The organism is Bradyrhizobium sp. AZCC 1721 (assembly GCF_036924715.1).
GTDB lineage: Bacteria > Pseudomonadota > Alphaproteobacteria > Rhizobiales > Xanthobacteraceae > Bradyrhizobium.
In genome coordinates this window covers 4,029,013-4,052,198 of sequence record NZ_JAZHSB010000001.1, presented here as the reverse complement: position 1 = coordinate 4,052,198, position 23,186 = coordinate 4,029,013, and the positions used below count along the sequence as shown (strand labels likewise).

Below are 23,186 nucleotides of genomic sequence, written 5' to 3'. Positions count from 1 at the left end.
GTGCAAAGCGCGGCCGACGACGCGGTATCCACCATCATCGAGACATGGTCGGCGGCGTTCCGCAAGCTCGACGCAGACGCGCTTGCTGCGCTTTATTCGCGACACGCGCTCTTTTACGGATCGAACCCCACGCTCTATCGCGGCAGTGAAGGCGTTGTAGCCTATTTCAATGCGCTTCCACGCTGGCGTGCGCCAACGGTGCAGTTCACGGATGTGATGATCGCGCAGGTCAGCTCCGATCTGATCAATTTCGCCGGAATCGCGAATTTCGATCTCGGCGAAGAGGTCTCGCCGCTGTCGGTCAAAATCACCTGGGTGATCCTTCGCGAGGACGACGACTGGAAGATCGTCAGCCATCATGTCTCGTCCAAGACCCCGCTGATCGAGCCGTAGGCCTGCCACCCTATGACGCGCGGGTGAGAAAGATCGGCAGCCCTCGCTTATTGCCGTAGATGGGGCGGTAGCGCTCCGTGTTGTACGTGCTGGCGACGTCCAATTTGCGCGGCCCGAGCTTGGCGTCAGGGATGGGCACGAGGTCGTAGCGCCCCTCCACCAGCGCCGACATGCGGCCGGTCTTGCCTTCCAGGATGGCATCGTAGGCCATGTTACCGAAAGTCAGGGCCACGAGCTTGTCGATGAAGTCCGGATTGCCAGATCGCAGGTCGTAGGTGAGGTCAGACGTGATCGTCTCCTCGCCGACGCGCCGCTTGATCTCGTCGGCGAACGATTCCGCCACACTCGCCTTCTTGCGATGGCCGTAGGCATCCGGCTCGCCGTATTCCTGCACCTCGTAGCCCTCCCACGCGGCGCCCTCGCTGAGCACGACCAGCGCGTAGTTGCTCGGGTTGGCGCGCTTCTCCTCGACGAGCAACCGGATCAGCTTGTCGAGATCGAACTTGTACTCCGGTATGACGCACCGGATCGAGGTGGCGTACGCGGTATAGAGCGCTGTAAATCCGGCATCGCGGCCAAAGACGCGGAAGATGCCGATTCGCTCGTGCGAACCGACCGTGGTGCGCTGCCGCTGGATGGCGTCGCTGGCGCGGGTGATCGCGGTCGAGAAGCCGATGCAATACTCGGTGTTGCGGACGTCGTTGTCCATGGTCTTCGGAATGGCGATGATCTTGACACCGAGTTCGTTGAGCTTGGCTGCGTAACTCAGCGTGTCGTCGCCGCCGATGGCGATCAGGTGCTCGATGCCGAGCCCAGAGAGGTTAGCCAGCACCTGGGTAGTAACGTCCCACGTCTTGGTTGCGATGCCGCCCTTCGTGCTGAGCGAGGCTGGAAAGTCCTTGCCGACGAGATGATCCGGCAGCTTCTTCATCTTGGACGGATTGGTGCGGCTCGAGTGCAGCATGGTGCCGCCGCTCCGGTCTATGGTGCGCGTGTTGTCACGGTTCAGCGGGATGATGTAGTGGGACCTGCTGGCCGGGTCCTCGAGGTTTACGTGCGTGAGGGCCTCCCAACCACGGCGGAGGCCGACGACCTCGATGTCGTTCTCGCTGCCGCGATAGGTCACGCTCTTGATAACAGCGTTGAGGCCGGGAACGTCGCCGCCGCCCGTGAGAATGCCGATACGCCTTTTTGCCATACCCACCTCGCAGGCGATCCCTTACTCGGCCGCTTCCGGCTTTCGCTCCTTGCGCAACTGAAAGCGCTTCAGCAGTGAGGACACGGTGTCGCGGAAGCCACCATACTCCAGCTCGGAATAGGGCAGCATTGCGGCACCGGACCAGCCCTGGTTGCGCATCTCGATTGCCTTGCGCTGGGCGCGCCGGCGGACCTCGTCCCACGCCGGATTGTCGAAGAAATCGGTATAGGACTCGGAGAAGCGGCCATCCTTGTCGATCGAAAAGCCGGCGCAGGAAACGATCGGGAGGCAGTACATGCCTGTCACCGGTGTGTTAATTGGCACCGGCATGAGCGGCATCACGTGCGAACCGCGCGCATCGCCGCCTACGAAGTGCGCCTTCGCGAACGGCGAGACGATTTCTTCAGGCGCCGGGAAAATCCCCTGGTTCCTGACGATCGCGACCGGATCGTCCTTGCCGGTGTACTTGCCTGCGATCGCGTGAAGACGCTGCGCCGAAACGGCGACGGCGACCTCGCCATGGGTCCGGGAAACGATGCGATCAATGCCAAAGCGCTCGTTGTCGCGGAGCAGGGCGGCAATGTGGTAGCCGTCCGCGGGCGCGTCGAGTTCGATCACGCTGTCGCCGGCCGTGTTGTCCATGTCGATGACATGGAAACGGAATCCCTTAATCATTGGGGGCAGCATCAGCCCGGCGCAATACATGGGATCGGCAAAGGCGAGGTAGAGCGGCAGGTTGTAGGCGCCGGGGCCGCATTTGTCGGCGGCGAACACCATGAAGGACTCCGCAGGTCTCGTGCCCGAGAGGCTGTGGTCGAAGCTGAGCTCGGCGACGCCCGGGCCGGCGCCGCGGACGTTTCCGGACGGTGCGTCGACGAGAAGATCCTGGCCGGCACCATAAAGCCCGGAGGTTTTCGCGACCGAGGTGGCCGCGAGGAACGCCTTCCAGGCAAGTTGATGGACCTCGGAGCTCCCTTCGCCTCGTGTGTGCGTCATGATGATCGCAATGTCGTCGCCGGTGTGGCAGACGAAACCGTCGATCAGCAGGCCATCGCAGATCGCCTTCGCGACCTCGCCCTCGACAGCCGCCATCATGCGTGTGGACGGTTTCGTGTGGCCGCCGACGGAGCCTATGTCAGCCTTGATGACGGAAAGGGTAAGTCTCATGAGCGTTCCCTCCGACCGGTGCAACGCAACGCCTCCGCCTCGGCGCTCGCTGCGCCGGGGCAACGGCGCTGCGCATTGGGCGGAGAGAACGTGTCATGTTGCAATAGGTTCCACCCGAAGTCACGGCGCCTCGGCTCGCCGCGAGCTGAGCGAGTAGCAATGGCAATTGTTGCGCGGCACGAGTCCATTTTGGCGGTTTTCCAGACCCACTGAAGCCGAAATCCGCGCATGCCTGCGGATGAGTTCACATCTTAGATGTCGTAATACAAATGGAACTCATATGGATGAGGGCGCAGCCGGATTGGATCGACCTCTTTCTTCCGCTTGTAGTCGAGCCAAGTCTCGATCACGTCCTCGGTGAACACGTCGTTACGGAGCAGGAAGGCGTGATCGCGATCGAGCGCGTCAAGCGCCTGATCCAGCGACCCTGGTGTCGACCTCACGTTCTTCGCCTCGGCGGGCGGCAGGTCATAAAGGTTCTTGTCGATCGGGCTGCCTGGATCGATCCGGCTGATGATGCCGTCGAGACCGGCCATCAGCATCGCGGCAAAGGCCAGATAGGGATTGCAGGAGGGATCCGGCGAGCGAAATTCAACCCGCTTTGCCCGCGGGTTCGGCGAATACATCGGAATCCGGCAGCAGGCTGAGCGATTGCGCTGGGAATAGACCAGATTGATCGGAGCCTCATAGCCGGGCACCAGACGCCGATAAGAATTCGTTGTGGGGGCGCAAAGCGCACACAACGCCCAGGCGTGGGTCAACAGGCCGCCGATGTAGTAGCGGCCGAGCTGGCTCAATTCGGCATAGTCGCCCTTGTCGTAGAACAGATTGGTCTCGCCCTTCCACAGGGACTGGTGAACGTGCATTCCCGAGGCGTTGTCCTCGAACAGCGGCTTCGGCATGAACGTCGCGGTCTTGCCGTGCTCGCGGGCGGTGTTCTTCACCACGTATTTGTAGATCATCAGATTGTCCGCCATGCGGGTGAGCGTAGTGAAACGCATGTCGATCTCGTTCTGGCCGCCGGTCGCGACTTCATGGTGATGGGCCTCGATCTGGATGCCCAGCTGCTCCATTGTCAGCACCATTTCGGTGCGGAGAGCCTGCATGCTATCGGTCGGCGGAACGGGAAAATATCCTTCCTTGGGGCGCGGCTTGTGGCCCAGATTCGGCTCTTCCTCCGCGCCGGTATTCCAGCTGCCTTCACTGGAATCGATTTCGTGGAAGGCATGATTGATGCCCTGCCCGTAGCGCACCTCGTCGAACACAAAGAACTCCGCCTCCGGGCCGAAGTAACTCGTATCGGCGAGGCCGGTACCTTTCAGGTTCGTTTCGGCCTTCTGGGCGATGTAACGGGCGTCACGGCTATAGGGTTGACCGGTCACGGGGTCCCTGATGTTGCAGATCAGGACCAGGGTGGACACAGGGGAATACGGGTCGAGAAAGGCCGTGGCCGGGTCCGGCACGACCAGCATGTCGCTTTCCTGAATTTCCTGAAAGCCGCGGATGGACGAGCCGTCGAACCCAATGCCTTCGCTGAGAGCATCGATACTCGCTGCACCCGGTGGGACGGAAAAATGCTGCCACACCCCGGGCAAGTCGGTAAAGCGCAGATCGATCATCTGCACCTTCTCGTCTTTGATCGCCTTCACGAGATCTTCGGCTGTCGCACACTTCGGAAACATGGCTTCAACTCCTGTAACGGAGAGCCGCATCTTGGACGTTGCGATGCCATTCAGCCGTGGCGAAGCGACTTGCGACGGCTCCTGGCCCACGTTCTGCGTTGCCGCGCCGGCAATCTCAGCTTTGGTGGGGACCACGCATCATCTTCATCGCGTCTTCGATATGCCGCCAGGTTCTGGCCAGTTCGACCTCGCCTTTTGCCTCGAGTTCGATGGCATTCTGGGCAGCTTCCGCAATGGCCTTGGCGCCATGAGCTTCCAGTAACTGCCGCGCATAGTCGTGGATTTCGGTTTCTCGCATGGCGTCATGCTCCTCTCATTCTGAGCGCGACCGGGAATTCCAGTCGAGCTGAGAACCGTAGACGTTGACACCTGATCCCGCGCACACAGTCTGCATCCTGCCGCGGCGCACTTGCAAGAGTGCTTTCAAGAGCGCGTTCCTGCCGGTGAGCTGCCCGGATTGGATGGTGGCTCCGGGGGAAGAGCAGCGGCAACACAACGCAGGCCGGACGGTTACGTTTTGAGTAGCGGTCGGTCGCGACGGGCGCTGCGTTAAGCGTGATGGCCTCGCACCCGCGGCGCCTCAGGATCGGCCTAGCAGCCCCGGCAAATGCTGCGCAGGGATTTGGCGAGCTGAGCATCCTCCTGGGCCATCGGCTCATACGGCTTTTGCTGTACCTGCCGGTCCTCATTAGCCTTTTGCCGGGCGGCCCGCGCAACGTCCTGGCGCTGATAGCACGCTTCGCGCTCTGCTTTTGCTTCGATGAAGCGGCATTGTTCAGCCGCTGCGACAGCGGATGCCGACGTCGCCAAAGCAAATAGGAGGCAGGCCGCAAGTCTCATGACCTGATTGTAACGCCGGCCGGCGCGCATTTCCTCAAGTTTCTGCATTCGTTCCGCTAGCGGCCTAAATACAGCGTCCGGTAGTCTTGCGGTCTTCACGAGATCGTAAGGTGTAGGCTCGGTGGCGGAGCAGGGCGACACGTCGGGCCGAAAACGGGGCTATGCCGGCACCTGGCCGCCGCGCGCTGCGGCGCCGGTCGGCGGCATTTTGCCATCACGTCCCGCGCTCTGGCCGCCACTGATCGAGACCTTGCGTACATGGGCACGCGCCGAAGCCGGTGCCGGCCGCCTGCTGCCGGGGGTACCCGTTGCATTCGGCACCGGCATTGCCTTTTACTTCGCCGCCGATCATGAGCCGGCGCTGTCAGTGGCTGCCATTGTGGCAATCGCGCTGTGCGCGGTGGCGGTGCTGTTGCGGCGGCAGAAATTCTTTCCCGCCGCGGTGATGATCGCGGCGGTCGCCGCGGGCTTTGCGGTCGCGACCTGGAAGACCGCGCGGATCGCGCATGGCGTGCTGGCGCGGCCGATGTTTTCGGTGTCGCTGACGGGTTTTGTCGAGACTCGCGACATCCGCGAGCGCACCGACCGTTTTGTCCTTCGCGTCGTCACCATGGAAAGCGCGCGCGGAACGACGAAGCTGGAGCGGGTGCGGCTGTCGGTAAGGAAGGGCACGGCGCCGCCGGTTGGGAGCTTCGTCGAGCTGAAGGCGCGGCTGTTGCCGCCGCTTTCGCCGGTGCGGCCGGGCAGCTACGATTTCAGCCGCGACATGTTTTTCGCCGGCATCGGGGCCTCCGGCTTCGTGATGGGCGCGATCAAGACCACCGAGCCGCCAGCCGCGGGCGGCGGGCTCCGCCTGCGCTATTCGGCTGTGATGCAAGGCCTGCGCGATACGATCGATGCGCGGATCAGGACCACGCTGGAAAGGCGACAAGCGCGCGATAGCGACCGCTCTGTTGACCGGGCGGCGCGATGCGATCTCACCGCCGGTGAACGATGCGATGTTCATCTCCGGTCTCGGCCATGTGCTGTCGATCTCCGGCTATCACATGGCCGTCGTCGCCGGCGTCGTGTTCTTTGCGGTGCGGGCGCTGTTGGCGGTGTTCCCTGTGCTCACGGTCGGCCAGCCCATCAAGAAGTGGTCGGCGGCAGCAGCCCTCGTTGCCGCCGCGTTCTATCTGCTGCTGTCGGGCGCCGAGGTCGCGACGCAAAGATCGTTCTTCATGACGGCCGTGGTGCTGATCGCGGTCATGGTCGATCGCCGCGCGATTACGTTTCGCACGCTCGCGGTCGCCGCCCTGATCGTGCTCTCGGTCGCGCCGGAAGCGCTGGTACATCCGAGTTTCCAGATGTCGTTTGCGGCGACCCTGGGGCTGGTGGCGCTGGTGCAGATCGGCATACCGCGCCTGTTCGCGACGGCGGATCATACCGCAACGGCGCGCGTGGCGCTGTGGGGCGGCCGCGAAGTCACCATGCTGTTGCTGGCCTCGTTGGTGGCGGGGCTTGCGACCATGCCTTACGCCGCCTTTCACTTTCACCGGGTCACGCCTTACGGCGTGCTGGCCAACCTCGCGGCGATGCCGGTGGTCTCCGCGCTGGTGATGCCGGCGGGCCTGCTTGGCCTCGTCGCGATGCCGTTCGGCTTCGATCGACTGTTCTGGGCGGCCATGGGCCTCGGCATCGACTGGATGATTGCGGTGACGCAATGGGTCGCGGCGTTACCCGGCGCGGTCGGCCGGGTGCCGGCCTTCGGCATCGGACCGCTGATTGCGGCGAGCCTCGGCATCATCCTGCTCGGCCTGTTGCGCACGCCGCTGCGCTGGTCGGGAGCGGCGCTGGTACTATCAGCGGCGCTGTGGGCGGCGAGGGCGCCGCAGCCGGATATCCTGATTTCCGCCGACGGGCGCAATGTCGGGGTGCGCGGCCAGGATGGCCGGCTGCATTTGATGCACGCGGCCAAGGGGTCTCGAGACGTCTTCCTCTTGAAGGAGTGGCTCGCGGCGGATGCGGACGCACGAACGGCGGCTGACGCCTCGCTCACGTCAGGCGTCTCATGCGACGATCTTGGCTGCGTGGTGCAAGCCGTCGGCGGCGGCCTGATCGCGCAGGCGCTCAGGCCCGAGGCGTTTTCGGACGATTGCGAGCGCGCGGCAATCATTGTGACGCTGCGGCAGGCCCCGGCGGCATGCGGTGCTTCCGTCATCGGCGCCGAACGGCTGCGGCGCCAGGGCGCGATGGCGTTGCGGCGTGGCCGCGAGGGATTTGCCGTCGAGGCGGTCAAGCCGAGGGGGATCGACCGGCCTTGGTCGCCCGCCATAGCCGACGAGAGTGAGGCCGACACCACCGTGTTGGCGCCGCGCGTCGTGCCACCGCGCAGCGTCGATGCCACGCCGGCCGAGGCAGACCTTCAGGCGGAGGAGTAGACGGGCGTCAGTGCTCGTCGACCGTGGGTTTGGCTGGAATTTCGAACGCGCCGAGATGGAATTCCTCGGGCGCGTCGGGCGCCGACGGCAGAGCGACCAGCGTGAACGATGCGTCGGGAAATTGCTGCCAGATTGCGAGATCCTCGGCCGTGATGGTGAGCCAGCCGTACCTGAACATGTACCGCCCGGGCTCAGTGACGCGCCCGGCTTTTTGCCACGTTACCTTGTTGACCACCGGCTGCCCCCTGCGGTGCCGAGTTCTGAAAAATGTACCACCACGATCCGCCGGCCTGGGCCGGCGGATCATATGCGCGTGGGCGTTTACCCGGTCACGATCGATTCGGCCGGACGCGCTTCCGTCACCTTCGGCGCGCGTTCGCCACCGGTCTGGACCACCGGCAATTGCAGCACGGTCGCGCGCTGGCCTTCGCAAAGCTGCGTCACCAGCACATGGCTTCCGTCGGGAAATTCGATCGCGTCATGGTGACGGTCGGAGATATGGGGGTCGATTTGATTGAACTTGCCGACCCGCCAGTCGGTGGTTCGAGTCCAGATCCACCGGTTGTCGTATTTGACGTCCTCAGCGAACGCCAGTTCGGTGCCGGGAAGCATGCAGACCGCCACTGCAGGCTCGCGTTCCGACGCAAAGCCGCGGGTCGATGTACCGCGGAATGTCGTGGTGATCAGCGTCTCGCCGACCTCGGCAGGCCGCGTAGCCACAGCATGCAGGCTATAGTCACACATCGGATGGCTCCCTCGTTTGAGATAGCTGACCCGTGTCTAGAAGGAGGCACAGGCCTCTATCAGAGTGGACATGGCGCAGAGCCTTTTCTCGTTTCTGGGCAATTCTGCGACTGGCGCACTGCGCCACATTCACAAACGCGCTAACGGGCGTTGGTTCCAAACGCGCAACAAAAAACCCCGGCCGCGGGCCGAGGCTCTTTTCCGTCACGGCCCGGACGGCATAACGGGTCAGTATTTGCGGTAGAGCCCGATCAGCTTGCCCTGAATCCGGACCCGGTTCGGCGGCAGGATGCGGACTTCATAGGCGGTGTTGGCGGGCTCGAGCGCGATCGAGGCGCCGCGGCGGCGGAAGCGCTTCAGCGTGGCTTCCTCCTCGTCGATCAGCGCCACGACGATGTCGCCGGTGTCGGCGGTCTCGTTGCGTTGGATCAGCGCCATGTCGCCGTCGAGAATGCCCGCGTCCACCATGGAATCGCCGCGCACTTCGAGCGCGTAATGTTCGCCGGAGCCGAGCATGTCCGGCGGTACGCTGATGGTGTGGCTGCGGGTCTGCAGCGCCTCGATCGGCGTACCGGCGGCAATCCGGCCCATGACTGGCACGGCCACCGGGCGATTGCCGTCGTCCTCGGCGGCCGGCGCGCTCACTGTGCGTTTGCCGAGCGTACCCTCGATCACGCTCGGCGTGAAGCCGCGGCGGCTGTTGGCGGCGGCTGCGAGCTCGGGCAGCTTGATGACTTCGATGGCGCGCGCGGCGGTTGGGCAGGCGACGGATGAAGCCACGCTCCTCCAGTGCGGTGATGAGGCGGTGGATTCCGGATTTCGAGCGCAGATCGAGCGCGTCCTTCATCTCATCGAAGGAGGGCGGCACGCCGGCCTCTTTCAGCCGTTCATTGATAAAACGCAGAAGTTCATACTGTTTGCGCGTAAGCATCGCGAGCAATCCCCCGGGTTGGCGTCGTCTCGTTCCGAATCTTCAGGGCCCGGATCGTGGAGTCCCCAAACTCCCGATCTAAGACACTAGCAGTCGAAACAAATCATGAACGGACACTATATGTTCGATATGTGTTCCGCAACCACTTAATTCCAGGTGAACGCATTGCGGTTCCGGTACCAAGGTGCTGTGGGGAGCGCCGTTCCGGGCGTCATTCCGGCAGCCGGAGCAGCTCGCAACGCGATCCCTTTGCGGCAGCCGGCGCGAACGGCGGACGTATCACAAGTGCACGTGCCGCAGCGAGATTCCCTGATAGCGACGAGTCCTGATGGTTCACCGGCACGGCAACCAGCGTGCCGTCGTCGCGGGCTTCGAGGCGGGCGCGAAGATAGTCTTCGCGCTGATCATTGGCGGCGAGATCGCGGCCGAGCAGCGCGCTTTCGCGCAGGTGATGGATGGTATCGCGGCCCGATAGAGCGCGAATCAGCGGCACCAGGAACAGGAAGCCGCAGACATAGGAGGAGACGGGATTGCCGGGCAGGCCGATCACCCGCATCGCGCCCAGCCTGCCATGCATCATCGGCTTGCCCGGCCGCATCGCGATCCGCCAGAATGCGATGGCGACGCCCTCGGCTTCCAGCGACCGCTTGACGAGGTCGTGGTCGCCGACCGACGCGCCGCCCAGGGTGATCAGGATGTCCGCGTCGGCCTTGCGGGCACGGCGGATGCCGGCCGTGGTCGCGGCGACGGTATCGGCGGCGATCCCCAGGTCGATGATTTCTGCCCCTTCGGCCCGCGCCAGTGCCCGCAAGCCGTAGCCGTTGGAATAGACGATCTGGCCGGGGCTGGGGCTTGCGCCCGGCATCACCAGCTCGTCGCCGGTCGCCAGCATCGCTACTTTCGGGCGGCGGTGCACCGCAAGCTCCGGGTAGTTCATGCCGGCGGCGAGCGAGAGGTCGCGGTCGGTGAGGCGGCGCCCGCGTTTGAGGAGGATGTCGCCTTCGCGGAAATCAACGCCCGCGGCGCGGATATGCCGCCCCGGAACGGCAGCTTTCGTGATGGTGATATGATCGCCCTCGACGCCAGTGTCTTCCTGGATGATGACAGCGTCGGCGCCACCAGGAATCACGCCGCCGGTAAAGATCCGCACCGCTTCCCCCGGGCCGACCTTCCGCTCGAACGGGCGGCCGGCGGCGACCTCGCCGATCACCTTCAGCCGCGCGCTGACATCGGCGGCGTCAGCTGCGCGCACCGCATAGCCGTCCATCGCCGACATCGCTTGCGGCGGTTGCGTCCGCCGCGCGGCGACGTCGCGTGCGAGAATGCGGTGATACGCCTCATCGAGCGCCACCATTTCTTCGGGCAGGGGATCGGCGCCCGCGAGGATGGCAGACAATGCATCGGCAACCGGCATCAACGCCACGGGCAGACCTCCCTCAAATTCCAAGTGCGGTCAGTGCCCTCGCCACGTCATCCGTCGATGTCACGTGGATGGCAGAAAGGCCGCGCGCCCGCGCACCTTCGATATTGGCAGCCGAGTCGTCGAAGAACAGGATCCGCGACGCCGGCACGCCGATCGCTTTTACCACATGATCATAGGCTTCGGCGTCGGGTTTGCGCAAACCGATGCTGGAGGACAGGTATATCTGGCGGAAATGGCCGAGCACATCCGCATAGGCCTGCGAAAAATGCGTGACATGGGCCGGATTGGTGTTGGAAAAAGCATAGAGCGGCAGGCGTTCTGCGGCACGCGCCAGGAGCGGCGAGATTCCGGGCATTTCGCCGGTGAAGATCGCGTTCCAGCCTTCCAGGAACTGCGCGTCGGTGATGCCGATGCCGAGCGACCGGCGCAGGCTCGCAAAGAACGCCGCATCGTCGATCCGACCGGTCTCGTGGTGCTTGAAACTGTCGTCCATCACAAAGCGTCCGGCGAGGTCGGCAGGCGCGCAGCCGGCATGCCCTGCCCAGCACGTCATTACCTGATCGAAACTGATGTCGAGCACGACACGGCCGAGGTCGAACAGCAAGGCATCGACGGAATGGGGCGCTGGCGGCGAATTCATGGCAGTCGTTTACAAAACCGGACCGGCCTCGGCAACGGTCGCCGCGATTTGCGTCGCAGCCCAATCCGGCGCTTAAGCCCGTGCGCTGGCTGTGCTAAGGCTTGGGGCCAATTTCTTGGGGCCAATTTTCAGGGAGTAGTCGCATGCAAACCGTTGGCAGAATCCTGGGCGCTGTCGCCGTGATCGCATTATTGGCCGGCCCCGCCTGGGGCCAACAAGCCCGTCCTCCCGCATACGGCGAGACCGAGAAGGACAAGACGCCCTCGGAAAAAGCGGCGGAAAAGGAGGCCGAGCGGGCCTACCGGAGGTCGCTCGGCAACATCCCCGAGCAGCAGAAGAATTCGGACCCTTGGGGGACGATGCGCGGCGACAGCGCACCGCCGAAAGCGGCGGCCAAGGCGCCGGCAGCAAAGTCAAAGGCCAAATCCGCCGAAGGCGCCGCAAAGTAGCAGACGCCGGCAAGCCCGGGCATGACGAACTCTCCATCTAACGTGATGATTTCATTCAAAATCTGAAAGCGACAGTATTGCCCCCGGTCGGCGTGCCTTGATCCGACCAAAAAGCCATTGTGAGTTGGCGGGGCCGGGACAGGGGCGCCGATTCACAGGGATGGTGGGCGTCCGTAGAGATAGAGGGACGCCCCACGATGCGCAGGAATTTTGCCTTTCTTCTCGGCACGGTGACGGGCGCGTGTCTGACCGCCCTCGTGATCGGACCTCAAGGCGCGCATTTGGTGGCGGCGGCAAAGGCCGCGGCCCGTTCCGACGCCTACGCCCAGCTCAATCTGTTCGGCAACGTGTTCGAGCGCATCAAGACCAGCTACGTCGAGAAGCCGGACGATTCCAAGCTGATGGAAGGCGCCATCAACGGCATGATCTCCGCGCTCGATCCTCATTCGCGCTACATGAATGAGAAGGGCTGGAGCGACATGCAGGAGACCACCCATGGCGAATTCGGTGGGCTCGGCATCGAGGTGACGATGGAAGACGGCCTCGTCAAGGTGGTCACGCCAATCGACGATACGCCCGCGGCCAAGGCCGGCATGCTGTCAGGCGACGTGATCACCCAAATCGACGACGAGGTCATCCAGGGCATGACCCTCGAACAGGCGGTGGGCCGGATGAAGGGCCCCGCCAACAGCAAGATCCGCCTCAAGGTCGTGCGCAAGGGGGCCGCCGCGCCGATCGACGTTGCCATCGTGCGCGAGATCATCCGGGTGCGGCCGGTCCGTTTCAAGACCGACGGCGGCGACATCGGTTACATCAGGATCACCCGTTTCAACGAGCAGACCACCGACGGCTTGAAGAAGGCGATCGCCAGCATCTCGAAGGAAATTCCGTCGGAAAAACTCGCGGGCTATATCGTCGACCTCCGCAACAATCCCGGCGGCTTGCTCGACCAGGCCGTGTCGGTGTCGAGCACCTTCATGAACCGGGGCGAGGTGGTCTCGACGCGCGGCCGCACTTCGGAGGAAACCCAGCGCTTCACCGCGCGCGGCGGCGACATCACCAAGGGCAAGCCGCTGGTCGTGCTGATCAACGGCGGCTCGGCTTCGGCGTCCGAGATCGTGGCGGGAGCCTTGCGCGACCACAAGCGCGCCACGCTGATCGGCACGCGCACCTTCGGCAAGGGCTCGGTGCAGACCATCATTCCGCTCGGGCAGGGCAACGGCGCGCTGGCGCTGACCACGGCGCGCTACTTCACGCCGTCGGGCCGCTCGATCCAGGCCCAGGGCATCGCGCCCGATGTCGAGGTGCTGCAGGACGTGCCGGATGAAATGAAGGGCCGCGCCGAACTCAAGGGCGAAGCCTCGATGCGCGGCCACCTCTCCGCCGACGGCGCCGAGCAGACCGGCTCGCAAGCCTACGTCCCGCCGAACGACAAGGACGACAAGGCGCTCAACGCCGCGTTCAGCCTGCTGCGCGGCGGCACCGTGAATGCAAATGCGGTCACGGCCGCGAAGCGTGCGGTGCCGAACTGAGCCCTCACGCCGGTCGCGAAGCCGGCTTCCGCTTGCGAGCCTTGTAGCCCGGATGAGCCAACGGGTCGCGCGAATGCGCGGCCAGCGACGAGCGCAAGGGCGCTCGCGGAGTGATGACAGGCTCCGCGATATCCGGGGTTGTTTCCCGCATGTCGCTCCGCTCATGCGGGCTACTTGCTGCTGCCCACGGCGGGTAGCGAAAACGCATCGTCAAGGCGCGCGTAGCGATCCACAAAACAAGATCGTTTTGAAACCTCATCTCCATCCATTCGTAGCTCGCGTCGAACACCACGCGCGTTCGAACGGAGCAGTCATGTCGAGAAGATGGATTTTGCCGGCCCTGATCTTGTCCCTTGGTTCGAGTGGAGCCCTGCAGGCCAATCCGCTGGATTCTCCCGACATCGTTTATATCGACGGGCTGCCGTGCAATCGCGCGTGCCAGTCCTACATGGCCTGGTCTGATCAGGCATTATCTGCCCGGCATCGCGCGGTTCGCGAGACTGATGTCGGGTTGCCGGCTGAGGCCGAAACCGCAAGACCAGAACACGCCAGTCCCGCACGCGTAGCGAGGCAGGGCGCACCCGTTTCCCACGCCGCGCCGCGCGGCAGCAAGGCGGCCTCCAATACGAGGCCGCCAACCGCCAAGAAGGCCGCCGCTCCCGCGCTCGCAGCAGCCAGGACGAACATTCCGGCGGCCACGGCGCCAGTGGCTCGCGAAAAGGCCGTCGCGGGTGGGCAGCCGCCGGAGCGCAAATTGGAAATCCCTGGTAGCCCCGAGCCCAGTCAGGCAGCCGCCGTCGCTGCGTCGCAGCCTGCGGAGACTCCCAAGTCGGACGTGAAGTCGGAGGTCAAATCCGAGGTCGCCCTGCCGCCGCCGGCCACGCTTGAGATCGCCGCGACGCCTGCCGCGCCCGAGGCGACTGCGCTGCCTTCCTCGGCCGGCGTTGCTCCCGCTCCGGCCTCTCGAACCATCCAGCAGCAGCTTGTGGAAGCGACGGGATTGGCCGATCTCGTCACGGCGATCGGGACAGGGCGGGAAGCGGCCAACAAATCCGACAATCCGGAAACAGCGCCCGCCGACGTGAGCGATACCGACAAAGCGGCATCCGTAGCGCCAGACGACTCGGATCTGGTGGCGCTTGTGCTGGCACGTCCGGAGATCAATTCGCTATCCGACCTGAACAACAAGAGCATTGCGATCGAGGAGAAGCAATCCGCATCGAGCGGACGTGTCAGCGCCGCGCTCATGGCGGCGGGCGCCGCGGAAGTCCAGTTCAGCGAAGGACAGCGAGGGGCGATCGACCGGCTGATCAGCGGCGAAGTCCCCGCAGCGGTGCTGACGCTGGCTTCGCGCGAAGCAGCAGAGGGGTTTCCCGATATCGAAGGCTTCAGAACGTTTCGGGTACCGCTGTCGCTGAAGGCGCGGCTCTAGTCGTCGTGGCAATCGAAGCCCGGATGAGCGAAGCCGCCGTCCGGGTTTGGTTCATCCCTGCATATCGCAGCGCTCACGCAGGTTACATGCTGCCACAGGTCATCCTCGAAATGAGCCTGTCACAGAAATTATCGTGTCTCATTCCGGGGGCAGTCCAGTCCAGGACCGTCATCGTAGTTCTTCAAGCTATCGTGAGAGCCCCGGAAACGCACCGTGGATATGATTGGCAACGTTGGCTGGCGCCGCGACGGCGAGGCAACAAGTTGCACGTATGAGGTGTCATATGTCTGCACCCTGCAAGTTCGAGCTACGTATCCTGAATCACGATGAGAAAGCGCTCATACAGACCTCTCATCACCCCGAAATTGGTGACGCGGATCGCGCGACGCTTGAAAACCTGAAATCATCGCTCAGAAAACTCCGGGACAAGGAGCGTACGCTCGCCTTTCAGCGGCGTCGGATCAGCAAAGGCACCGCCCAACCGCGGGGCCAAAGCGTTTCGGGGACTGCCGAGCATTCTCTCCATCGCAAGCAGGTTTTCGTCGCTGCCCTGAAGCGGGTTAACAAGGAGCTCGCACGCCTCCAAAAATTTGAGGCGCGGAGGGAGCTGGGAGAAGCGGCCCGGCGAGCGCTTTCTCTTCGTAGAGCACAGCAATTCTCCCGCCCGACAAATGAGCCCACTTCACATGAAGGCATGAAGGCGATTCCGAGTCGCCGACGAAGTATCAAACTCCCGCGGTCAACAATTGGGCGGGTGTCACAGGCGAACAAGAGAGCCCAGGCCGCAAGAGACTCCCGCCGATAACGGAGCTTATCCAATTCGGCCGCACGGCAGGTGAATTTTGCCGCAACCCGCTGACGGTTTGATTGGAAATCGGCTTCGCTGTGTTGCTCGCCGATCGCGGCGGGCTGCGGGCGGCGTCACCCGTTTGGGGTATTGACCAGGATTAAGTAAGTCCAGATTGTTGAACTGATTTTTCTAGATGGGTACGCTTTCGGTCCTTTTCCCGGCCTTGCTTTGTTGCCTTTTTGCAGTACGCGCATCTGCCGACTTCAGCAGTTTTATCCAACCAATCCATTAGGGACATATGATGATTTTGCCGATACGACCGCGAGCTTTCTTTGCTTCACTGACTACCGCAGCTTTTTTCGTTTTTGCGACCGCATATGGGAATGGCGCCTACGCGCAGGTTCAGGTCGCCGTAATCGGTGACAGCAATGTTTATGGCAAGGGCGTCTCACCTTCGGAGAATTATCCGAGCAAGCTTGAGGCGGCTCTCCGAGCGCGCGGGTTGGATGTTCGCGTCAGCAATGGGGGTATGAATGGCGATACAAGCGCTGGTCTCGCAGCGCGGCTAGACTCCGCGGTGCCGGCAGGTACACGCGTTGCTGTTATTTGGGTCGGCGTCAATGATGTGGTCAGGCACGGCAAGAGTCGTGCGGAAGTGTATGCAAATGTAGCCGGCATTGTCGGTCGCCTTCGAGCGAAGGGTATTGAGAGCTATTTCATTCGCCCACCAGTTTACAATGTTGAGGACCACAAAAATCCCGCGCTCATCCTCTCGGGAGACAATCATTTCAACGGCGTGGGCTATAGCCGGATGGTGGCAAAGACTATTGGCCCGATACAAGCTTTGGTAGTCAAAGCGATGAAGCAAAAGGTCTCTCAAGGGCGCTGAATTACGGTGACACTGTCACCGTAATTCCGTAATTCCTCTCGGCGTGGTGCAGCTACGACGCGTGCACCTTGGCCCGCTGCCGTGCTCGGCAATGAATCCAGTCGGAAAGCCGGATGCCGGAAACCGGCACGTCCGGTTTGATGAGCGGGGGAGGAAACGGAACGTTGCCGCATGGCTCAAGTCACCGCGCCTCTCCTCGACTCTACGCGCTAATGCGGGCCAATGGCTGATTTGCGGGAAGCACCTTTCGTTGAAGGCCCGGCAGATCATCCGGGGTAAATCACTTCGGATTTTCAGAAATCGCGTCAAGCCCTGGAATCAAAAATATTCCGCTTCGCGCCAGACCCAAATCACCGGTAAAACTCCGGCCATCCCGTCCCGAAGAAGAGGGGCGTTGGCCATCGTCACGAACGTTGGGACGGGTTGCGGTGGACGCGGCAGCGTCGGGCGCGTGGATGTGATCGCAGGGCGGCTATCCGTGAGCGAACACAGCGCGCAGGACGTACGGCGCTTAAACGCCTCCGTTAGGTCTTTGGCCGGCAAGCACTTGGCTGGTTGAAGTCTCTGGCAGAGGAAGCTGCGTACGGCAAAACCGTGTGGTCCTGGCACCCGTGGCTGGTGTTAAGCCGGCGGAGGTTCTTCGAAACCCGACCGGGTTCGATGAATCGCCAATCTGTCGGCGATGGAGGCAAAAGGAATTCGTCTCCAGGGAGAGCGCGGCATAAGCCATCAAACCATCGCGCAGGGAATGCCGGGCTGCTCCGGCTGTACCTGTATGCTCGTGTGCGCATTTCTTAAGTGCGTTTGCACACGAGACCGCGGGTGCAGCAAGCACCCGGCATTCCCTGCGCCCTCTCAATTTTAGGGCGAAGCGATACAGTACAACTCGGGCAAATCATGTTGCGAGAATGCGAACGTGTATCTCAGCGTCATTGCGAGCGGAGCGAAGCAATCCATTGTCACCCCGCGTGCGGAACGATGGATTGCTTCGCTCCGCTCGCAATGACGGTGGTAAGCAGTGTTGTAAAACTACGCCGTCCGCACAACCGGTTTGCGCCGGCGCGGCCGGTTCGTCGGTGCCGCCTCGGGCTTCTGCCGGTCCGCCAGCAACAGCGGCCTGATCTCTGCCGTCGGCTTCGGTGCGCTGAACAGGTAGCCCTGCATTTCCGAGCAACCGAGCTCGCGCAGCAAGTCGCGCTGCTGTTCGGTCTCGACGCCTTCGGCAGTCGTCGTCATGTGGCGTTCGGCGGCGATGTTCACCACCGCCTCCACGATACAGGACGAACCTTCCGGCTCGGCGATATCGGTGATGAAGCAGCGGTCGATCTTGATCTTGTCGAACGGGAAACGCTGCAGATAGCTCAGCGAGGAATAGCCGGTGCCGAAATCGTCGAGCGCGATGCGAACCCCGATGGCGCGAAGGTCGTGCAGCACGGCGAGCGCCGCCTCGTCATCGCGGATCAGGACGGCCTCGGTGATCTCAAGCTCCAGCCGGCTCGCCGCGAGGCCCGATGCGGCGAGCGCCGCCATCACCTTCAGCGCCAGCGTGCCGCTCCTGAATTGAATCGGCGAGACGTTGACCGCGAGCCTGACATCGCCGGGCCAGGTCGCTGCCTCCTTGCAGGCGGTGGTGAGCACCCATTCGCCGAGCTGGTTGATCAGGCCGGTGTCCTCTGCGAGCGGCACGAATTCGCCGGGCGAGATCATGCCGCGCTGCGGATGGCGCCAGCGCACCAGCGCCTCGCAGCCGGTGATCGCGTTGGTCTGCAGGCTCAGACATGGTTGGTAATAGACCTCGAAGCCGCCATCGACGAGCGCCTGGCGCAGGTCCATTTCCAAGCTGCGGCGGGCGCGGACCTCGGCTTCCATGTCCGGTTCGAAGAAGCGATAGGTGCGGCGGCCGGCGGCCTTGGCGGCGTACATCGCCAGATCCGCGTTCTTCAGGATCTGGTCGATATCGGATCCGTCTTGCGGCGCGAGCGCAATGCCGATGCTGGCGTCAGTGGTGACCTGGTGGCCGAGGCATTGATAGGGCGAGCGGATCGCCTCGAAGATGCGGCTGACGAGCTTCATCACGTCGTCGATATCATCGATCCCGGTCTGCACGATGGCGAATTCGTCGCCGCCGAGCCGGGCGACGAAATCGGATCTCCGCGTGCAGGCGGCGAGGCTGGCCGCGACCGATTTCAGGAGTTCGTCGCCGATCATGTGGCCGAGCGAATCGTTGACGCTCTTGAATTCGTCGATATCGATATAGAGCACTGGCCGGTTCGGCGCGACGTAAGACAATTCGCGCTTGAGCCGCTCGTGGAACAGGGTGCGGTTCGGCAAATCGGTCAGCGAGTCGTAATGGGCGAGGTGGGTGATGCGCTCCTCGGCGCGCCGCCGCTCGGTGATGTCTTCATGGGTCGCCAGCCATCCGCCGTCCGCCACCGGTTCGTTGACGACCTGGATCGAGCGCCCGTCGGGCGTGGATATCACCATGGCGTTGCGGTGCGCGATGTCGCGCAGCACCATCTCGACGTAGTGATCGATGTCGCCGACGAACGAGCCGGTCTCCTTGCGATGGGCGATCACCTCGCGGAAGCTGCAACCCGGCTTCACGACATCGGCCGACAGGCCATACATTTCGAGGTATCGCCTGTTGCAGATGATGAGCTGCCGCCTGGCATCGAACAGCAACAGGCCCTGCGTCATGTTGTTGACGGCGGTGTCGAGACGCTGCTTTTCCAGCGTCAGCCGCTGCTTGGATGCGCGGTGCTGATAGGAAAGCTTGCGGACGACGAGGAACAGCAGGGCGGCGATCGCCAGCACGGAAAACCCGGTGACGGCGATCAGGATTCCGATCTGCTCGCGCCAGTCGGCCAGCGCGGCCGATGTCGTGATCGAGGCGACGATCAGAAGCGGAAAATTGGTCAGCGCGCGGGACGCGATCAACCGGTCCTCGCCGTCGATCGGGCTGGTGAGGCGCGAGGTGCTGCGGGGCAGCTCGAAGACCTGCCGCTGGGCGGCCGGACCGGTCCTGAAGTTCTTGCCGATCAGCTCCGGCACGTGCGGGTAACGGGCCAGCAGCGTGCCGTCGCTGTGGTGCATGGCGATGGAGGCGCCGGGGCCGAGGGCTACGGTTGCGAAGAACTTTTCGAAATGGACGGGTTCGATGCCGCGGCCGATGACGCCGAGGAGTTCGCCGTTCGGCCCGGTGATCTTGCGCGCGATCACGGTGGTCCAGGCGCCGGTGATGCGGCTGTAGACCGCCTGGACCAGCATCTCCGGCGATTGCGGGCCGGACTTGAATGTTCTGAAGTAAGCGCGGTCCGCCGAATTGACCGGCGGCGGCGGCCAGGCGGCCGACGCATTGATCAGATTGCCATCGGCGTCGAAGATGTTGATGCCACCGACATAGGACAGCGCGTCGATCTTGGATTTCAGGATGAGATGGATGTCATGGCCGGACATCCGGCGCTTGTAGTTTTCGAGCGTGGCGATCCCGCTGGAGCGCATGAACGCGATCAGGTCCTTCTGAACGACCTGAAAATCTTCGAGCTGCTGGTCGAAATGGCGGGCGAGCAGCAGCACGGTGTTTTCCAGCTCACGTTCGCTGTTGCGCAGCGCGCGCTCGCGGAAATTGCCGGCCATGATGGTCGCGCCGATCGCGATGGTGGCGATCAAAAGCGTGCCGCCCAGGATCAACCAGCGGATCGGGCCGCCGCGAAAGACGGACGCGATCCTCAATGATCTGGTGCCGGTCGAAGCCATGGAACGCGATCGCGGCCGGGAAATGAACTGCCGGAAGCGGCGTTCTCCGAAACCCGGCCAATAGATTCGATACCGCGCCGAGATGGAATTGACGTTAGGAAGTCTGGTTAATGAATGGTTAGCTCGGTGGCGAGTGTGGGCTGTGACAACCACAGGGGAGGGTCGGGTTCCGGCCATCCCCAGGCATTCGGGTCGTGACGACGATGATCGCTGCAAGGATGTTGGCGGCAACGCCGGCCAGGATCGGCAGCGTATAGTCGTGGGTGAGATCGAACGCGAAGCCGGCAGCGCTGGGACCGATCAGGGTTCCGAAGGCGACGCTCGTGTAGAGAATGCCGATGATGCCGCTGACGTTGCGGCCGCCGAAACAATCCATCACCACGGCCGGAAGCACGGCGACCCAGGCGCCGTAAATCATGCCGTAGACGAACGCAAAAATGGCAAGCGGCCAGAATGTCGTCGAGATCGTCCAGATCGCTAACGCGATCGCCATGCCTGCGAAGAGCAGCAGCAGGGCGGACTGGCGGCCGATCCGGTCGGCGACACCGCCGAGGAAAAACCGGCCGGCCGTGCTGCCGATGCCGATGATGCCGAGCAGCAGCACGGCGGATGTGGCCGGGACGCCGTGGTCCCCGGCATAGGGAACGAGATGCACGAACGGCACGAACAAGCCGAACGAGCAGATCAGGCAGGCGGCGTATAGCGAGATGAAGCGTCGCGACCGGATCGCCTCGCGCACCGACGCACCTTCGGCCCGTGTCAACATGGCTCCCTGCTGGAGTGGATCGCCGTCGGGATTGAGGCCCCGGCCGCGCGGATCGTTCTCGAGAAGGAGCGCCATCCCCCCGCCGACAATCGCGGCGAATGCGCCGAGCGCAAGATAGGCGCCGCGCCATCCGAGCGTCTCGATCAGGAACGTTGCCTGCGCCGGCATCACCAGTGTGCCAACCCCGATCCCGCTCACGGCGAGACCAGAGGCAAAGCCCCGCCGCCGCACGAACCAGCGCTGTACCGCGCCGACCGCCGGGACATAGGCGCAGCCGACGCCGAGTCCGACGCCAAGGCCGTAGGCTGCGTACACCTCGACCAGGTTGCGCGCGGCACTTGCCGCGGCAAGCCCGAGGCCGATCAGCAGCATGCCCGCCAGCGCGAGACGGCGCGAGCCATAGCGGTCGGCGAGGGGACCGCTGACGATGCCGAGGCCGAAATAGAGAAAGCCGGCCAACGAAAATATCAGCGACACCGAACCACGCGAGGCGCCGAAATCACGCTGCAACGAGTCGAGAAACGCGCCGAACGTATAGGCGGAGCCGAAGCCGACAAAGGTCACGGCAAAAGCGGCAGCCACCACAAACCATCCATAGAAGATGCGGGAATTGGGCAACGCCGACTGGGCACTCAATGTTGCCTCCATGGGCTCAGCGACGGATGGCGGCGATGCCAGGATGTGTCCCTCTGGAATGCTGCGCCAGCGCGTATCAGCGTGGCTTCGTCCAGATCGGCGGCTACAAGCTGAAACGCGATCGGCATTCCGGTTGCGGAAAAACCGCCGGGCAGCGTGATCGTGGGGTGACCGGTCATGTTGAACGGGCAGGTGTATTCCTGCAATCTGGCGATCAGGTCCGGCCGGTCGCCGAGCGTTCGTATCATGGCGAGCGTCAAGGGTGGGAATGGGTGAACCGGAATGAGCAGCAGATCGATTGTCTCGAACAGCGATGCGATCCGGCCGCGCAATTCCAGCCGCCGCAGCAGGATCCTCTGGTAGTCGGAAGCGGACAACGCGCGGCCTGCCTCGATAACGGTGGCGAGGATCGGACCATATTCATCTTTGCGCGCGGGATAAGTTGCATCGTGCGCGACCGCGGCCTCCACCGCGCAATTCGGAACCCAGTCGGCGACGGCCTGCTTCACGTCGGGAAACCGCACATCGACGATGTCAGCGCCAAGCGCACGTAACGCCTTGATTGCTTCGCCCAGCACCTGTTGGGTCGCAACGTCTACGCCGTCGCTGCTCCACTTCGGGTCGAAGCCAATCCGCAGGCCTCTTACGTCCTGCTCCGCCGCAGCCAGATAGTTGGGCACAGGATCGAGGACGGCTGTCGGATCGGCATGATCGCGCCCGGCGATGACGCCAAGCATGGCGCCGGCATCCATCGCGCTCCGCGCAATGACCCCGACATGGTCCAATGTCGCTGCCAGTTCAAACACGCCGTGGCGGCTGACGCGTCCCCAACTTGGCTTCAAGCCGGTAAGACCATTGGCGGCACATGGCCAGCGGATCGAACCGCCGGTATCGGACGCGAGCGAGCCATAGCAGAGCCCCGCTGCAGTAGCGGCTGCCGAGCCACTTGATGAAATGCCCGGCCAATACTCCGAATTCCACGGATTCTTCGGCGGCGTTACAGATGGATGGTGGTCGGAATAGGCGCCTTCCGTGAGTTGCAGCTTCCCCAGCACGACTGCGCCGGCTTCATTCAGGCGGTGCACGACGGTTGCGTCTTCATCGGGCCGAAAATCGCTGTGGACGACGGTACCGGCAGCGGTTGGAACATTCCTTGTCCAAAATAGATCCTTCACCGCAATCGGAATACCGTGGAGCGGTCCGCGATACCGGCCTGCTGCGATTTCGGCGTGGGCTGCTTCGGCTTGCGCCATCGCAGCATCGGCCATCACCCGGACATAACTGCCGAGTTCGCCATCCAGAGCGGCGATGCGATCGAGTTGCGCGCGCGTTGCTTCCAGCGGAGAAATCTTGCGGGCCCTGATGCATGCCGCAAGCTCCGTGAGTTCAAGGTAGTGCAGATCGTCGGTGCCAATATCCATTCTGTCTCCGTCAGCGATGCGGCTGGAATCTTCTCGCGAGGGACAACACCAGTATAAATATTATACTGGTGTCTATT

17 protein-coding genes and 2 pseudogenes are annotated in these 23,186 nt (G+C 63.3%); 6 read left to right on the top strand and 13 right to left on the bottom strand.

Going from position 1 to position 23,186, the window contains the following annotated elements; genetic code table 11:
* Positions 1 to 393 (top strand): YybH family protein, encoded by a 393-nt coding sequence (locus tag V1273_RS19395; protein ID WP_334410587.1) that lies wholly within the window; start codon positions 1 to 3, stop codon positions 391 to 393.
* 10 nt (positions 394 to 403) lie between these two features.
* On the opposite strand, the gene V1273_RS19390 is transcribed toward V1273_RS19395, so the two are convergent.
* The 5 genes from V1273_RS19390 to V1273_RS19370 form a co-directional block, all read right to left on the bottom strand.
* Positions 404 to 1,591: a 6-phosphofructokinase gene (locus V1273_RS19390; protein ID WP_334362919.1), complete on the bottom strand. Its 1,188-nt coding sequence runs from the start codon at positions 1,589 to 1,591 to the stop codon at positions 404 to 406.
* A 21-nt stretch (positions 1,592 to 1,612) separates the two neighbouring features.
* Positions 1,613 to 2,758, bottom strand: coding sequence for a fructose-1,6-bisphosphatase (locus V1273_RS19385; RefSeq protein ID WP_334410586.1), 1,146 nt, complete (start codon positions 2,756 to 2,758; stop codon positions 1,613 to 1,615).
* A 251-nt stretch (positions 2,759 to 3,009) separates the two neighbouring features.
* A complete protein-coding gene (glnA, locus tag V1273_RS19380; protein ID WP_334362917.1) occupies positions 3,010 to 4,440 on the bottom strand; it encodes a type I glutamate--ammonia ligase in 1,431 nt (476 codons plus the stop codon).
* Between the two features lie 115 nt (positions 4,441 to 4,555).
* Complete coding sequence (locus V1273_RS19375; RefSeq protein WP_065729174.1) at positions 4,556 to 4,738, bottom strand: hypothetical protein; 183 nt, start codon at positions 4,736 to 4,738, stop codon at positions 4,556 to 4,558.
* Positions 4,739 to 5,031: 293 nt separating this feature from the next.
* Positions 5,032 to 5,328: a hypothetical protein gene (locus V1273_RS19370; protein WP_334410584.1), complete on the bottom strand. Its 297-nt coding sequence runs from the start codon at positions 5,326 to 5,328 to the stop codon at positions 5,032 to 5,034.
* A 73-nt stretch (positions 5,329 to 5,401) separates the two neighbouring features.
* On the opposite strand from V1273_RS19370, the pseudogene V1273_RS19365 reads away from it, so the two are divergent.
* Positions 5,402 to 7,700: pseudogene (locus tag V1273_RS19365) on the top strand (ComEC/Rec2 family competence protein).
* A gap of 7 nt (positions 7,701 to 7,707) precedes the next feature.
* On the opposite strand, the gene V1273_RS19360 reads toward V1273_RS19365, so the two are convergent.
* The 5 genes and pseudogenes from V1273_RS19360 to V1273_RS19340 all read right to left on the bottom strand — a co-directional run bounded on the left by V1273_RS19360 (position 7,708) and on the right by V1273_RS19340 (position 11,438).
* Positions 7,708 to 7,935 (bottom strand): hypothetical protein, encoded by a 228-nt coding sequence (locus V1273_RS19360; protein WP_028345854.1) that lies wholly within the window; start codon positions 7,933 to 7,935, stop codon positions 7,708 to 7,710.
* Positions 7,936 to 8,021: 86 nt separating this feature from the next.
* On the bottom strand, positions 8,022 to 8,444 hold the full coding sequence (locus V1273_RS19355; RefSeq protein ID WP_334362915.1) for a hypothetical protein: 423 nt from the start codon (positions 8,442 to 8,444) through the stop codon (positions 8,022 to 8,024).
* 228 nt (positions 8,445 to 8,672) lie between these two features.
* Positions 8,673 to 9,375, bottom strand: a pseudogene (lexA, locus tag V1273_RS19350) (transcriptional repressor LexA).
* A gap of 211 nt (positions 9,376 to 9,586) precedes the next feature.
* Complete coding sequence (locus V1273_RS19345) at positions 9,587 to 10,798, bottom strand: molybdopterin molybdotransferase MoeA (RefSeq protein ID WP_334410583.1); 1,212 nt, start codon at positions 10,796 to 10,798, stop codon at positions 9,587 to 9,589.
* 13 nt (positions 10,799 to 10,811) lie between these two features.
* Positions 10,812 to 11,438 carry an HAD-IA family hydrolase gene (locus tag V1273_RS19340; RefSeq protein WP_334382089.1) on the bottom strand — a complete coding sequence of 209 codons (627 nt, stop codon included), beginning with the start codon at positions 11,436 to 11,438 and terminating at the stop codon, positions 10,812 to 10,814.
* A 143-nt stretch (positions 11,439 to 11,581) separates the two neighbouring features.
* On the opposite strand from V1273_RS19340, the gene V1273_RS19335 reads away from it, so the two are divergent.
* From V1273_RS19335 to V1273_RS19320, 4 genes are all read left to right on the top strand, one after another.
* Entirely contained in the window at positions 11,582 to 11,887 is a 306-nt protein-coding gene (locus tag V1273_RS19335) for a hypothetical protein (protein WP_334362908.1), read from the top strand.
* A 197-nt stretch (positions 11,888 to 12,084) separates the two neighbouring features.
* Positions 12,085 to 13,419 (top strand): S41 family peptidase, encoded by a 1,335-nt coding sequence (locus V1273_RS19330; RefSeq protein ID WP_334362907.1) that lies wholly within the window; start codon positions 12,085 to 12,087, stop codon positions 13,417 to 13,419.
* 313 nt (positions 13,420 to 13,732) lie between these two features.
* Positions 13,733 to 14,851: a hypothetical protein gene (locus V1273_RS19325; protein WP_334410581.1), complete on the top strand. Its 1,119-nt coding sequence runs from the start codon at positions 13,733 to 13,735 to the stop codon at positions 14,849 to 14,851.
* Positions 14,852 to 15,942: 1,091 nt separating this feature from the next.
* Complete coding sequence (locus V1273_RS19320; protein ID WP_334382093.1) at positions 15,943 to 16,530, top strand: GDSL-type esterase/lipase family protein; 588 nt, start codon at positions 15,943 to 15,945, stop codon at positions 16,528 to 16,530.
* A gap of 1,029 nt (positions 16,531 to 17,559) precedes the next feature.
* Here the strand turns inward: V1273_RS19320 and V1273_RS19315 are convergent.
* The 3 genes from V1273_RS19315 to V1273_RS19305 form a co-directional block, all read right to left on the bottom strand.
* On the bottom strand, positions 17,560 to 20,286 hold the full coding sequence (locus tag V1273_RS19315) for a bifunctional diguanylate cyclase/phosphodiesterase (protein WP_334410580.1): 2,727 nt from the start codon (positions 20,284 to 20,286) through the stop codon (positions 17,560 to 17,562).
* A 118-nt stretch (positions 20,287 to 20,404) separates the two neighbouring features.
* Positions 20,405 to 21,688, bottom strand: a complete 1,284-nt coding sequence (locus tag V1273_RS19310; RefSeq protein ID WP_334410579.1) for an MFS transporter — start codon at positions 21,686 to 21,688, stop codon at positions 20,405 to 20,407.
* Positions 21,685 to 23,109, bottom strand: coding sequence for an amidase (locus V1273_RS19305; protein ID WP_334410578.1), 1,425 nt, complete (start codon positions 23,107 to 23,109; stop codon positions 21,685 to 21,687). Before V1273_RS19305 ends, V1273_RS19310 begins: the two co-directional genes overlap by 4 nt.
* Between the last annotated feature and the right edge of the window lie 77 nt (positions 23,110 to 23,186).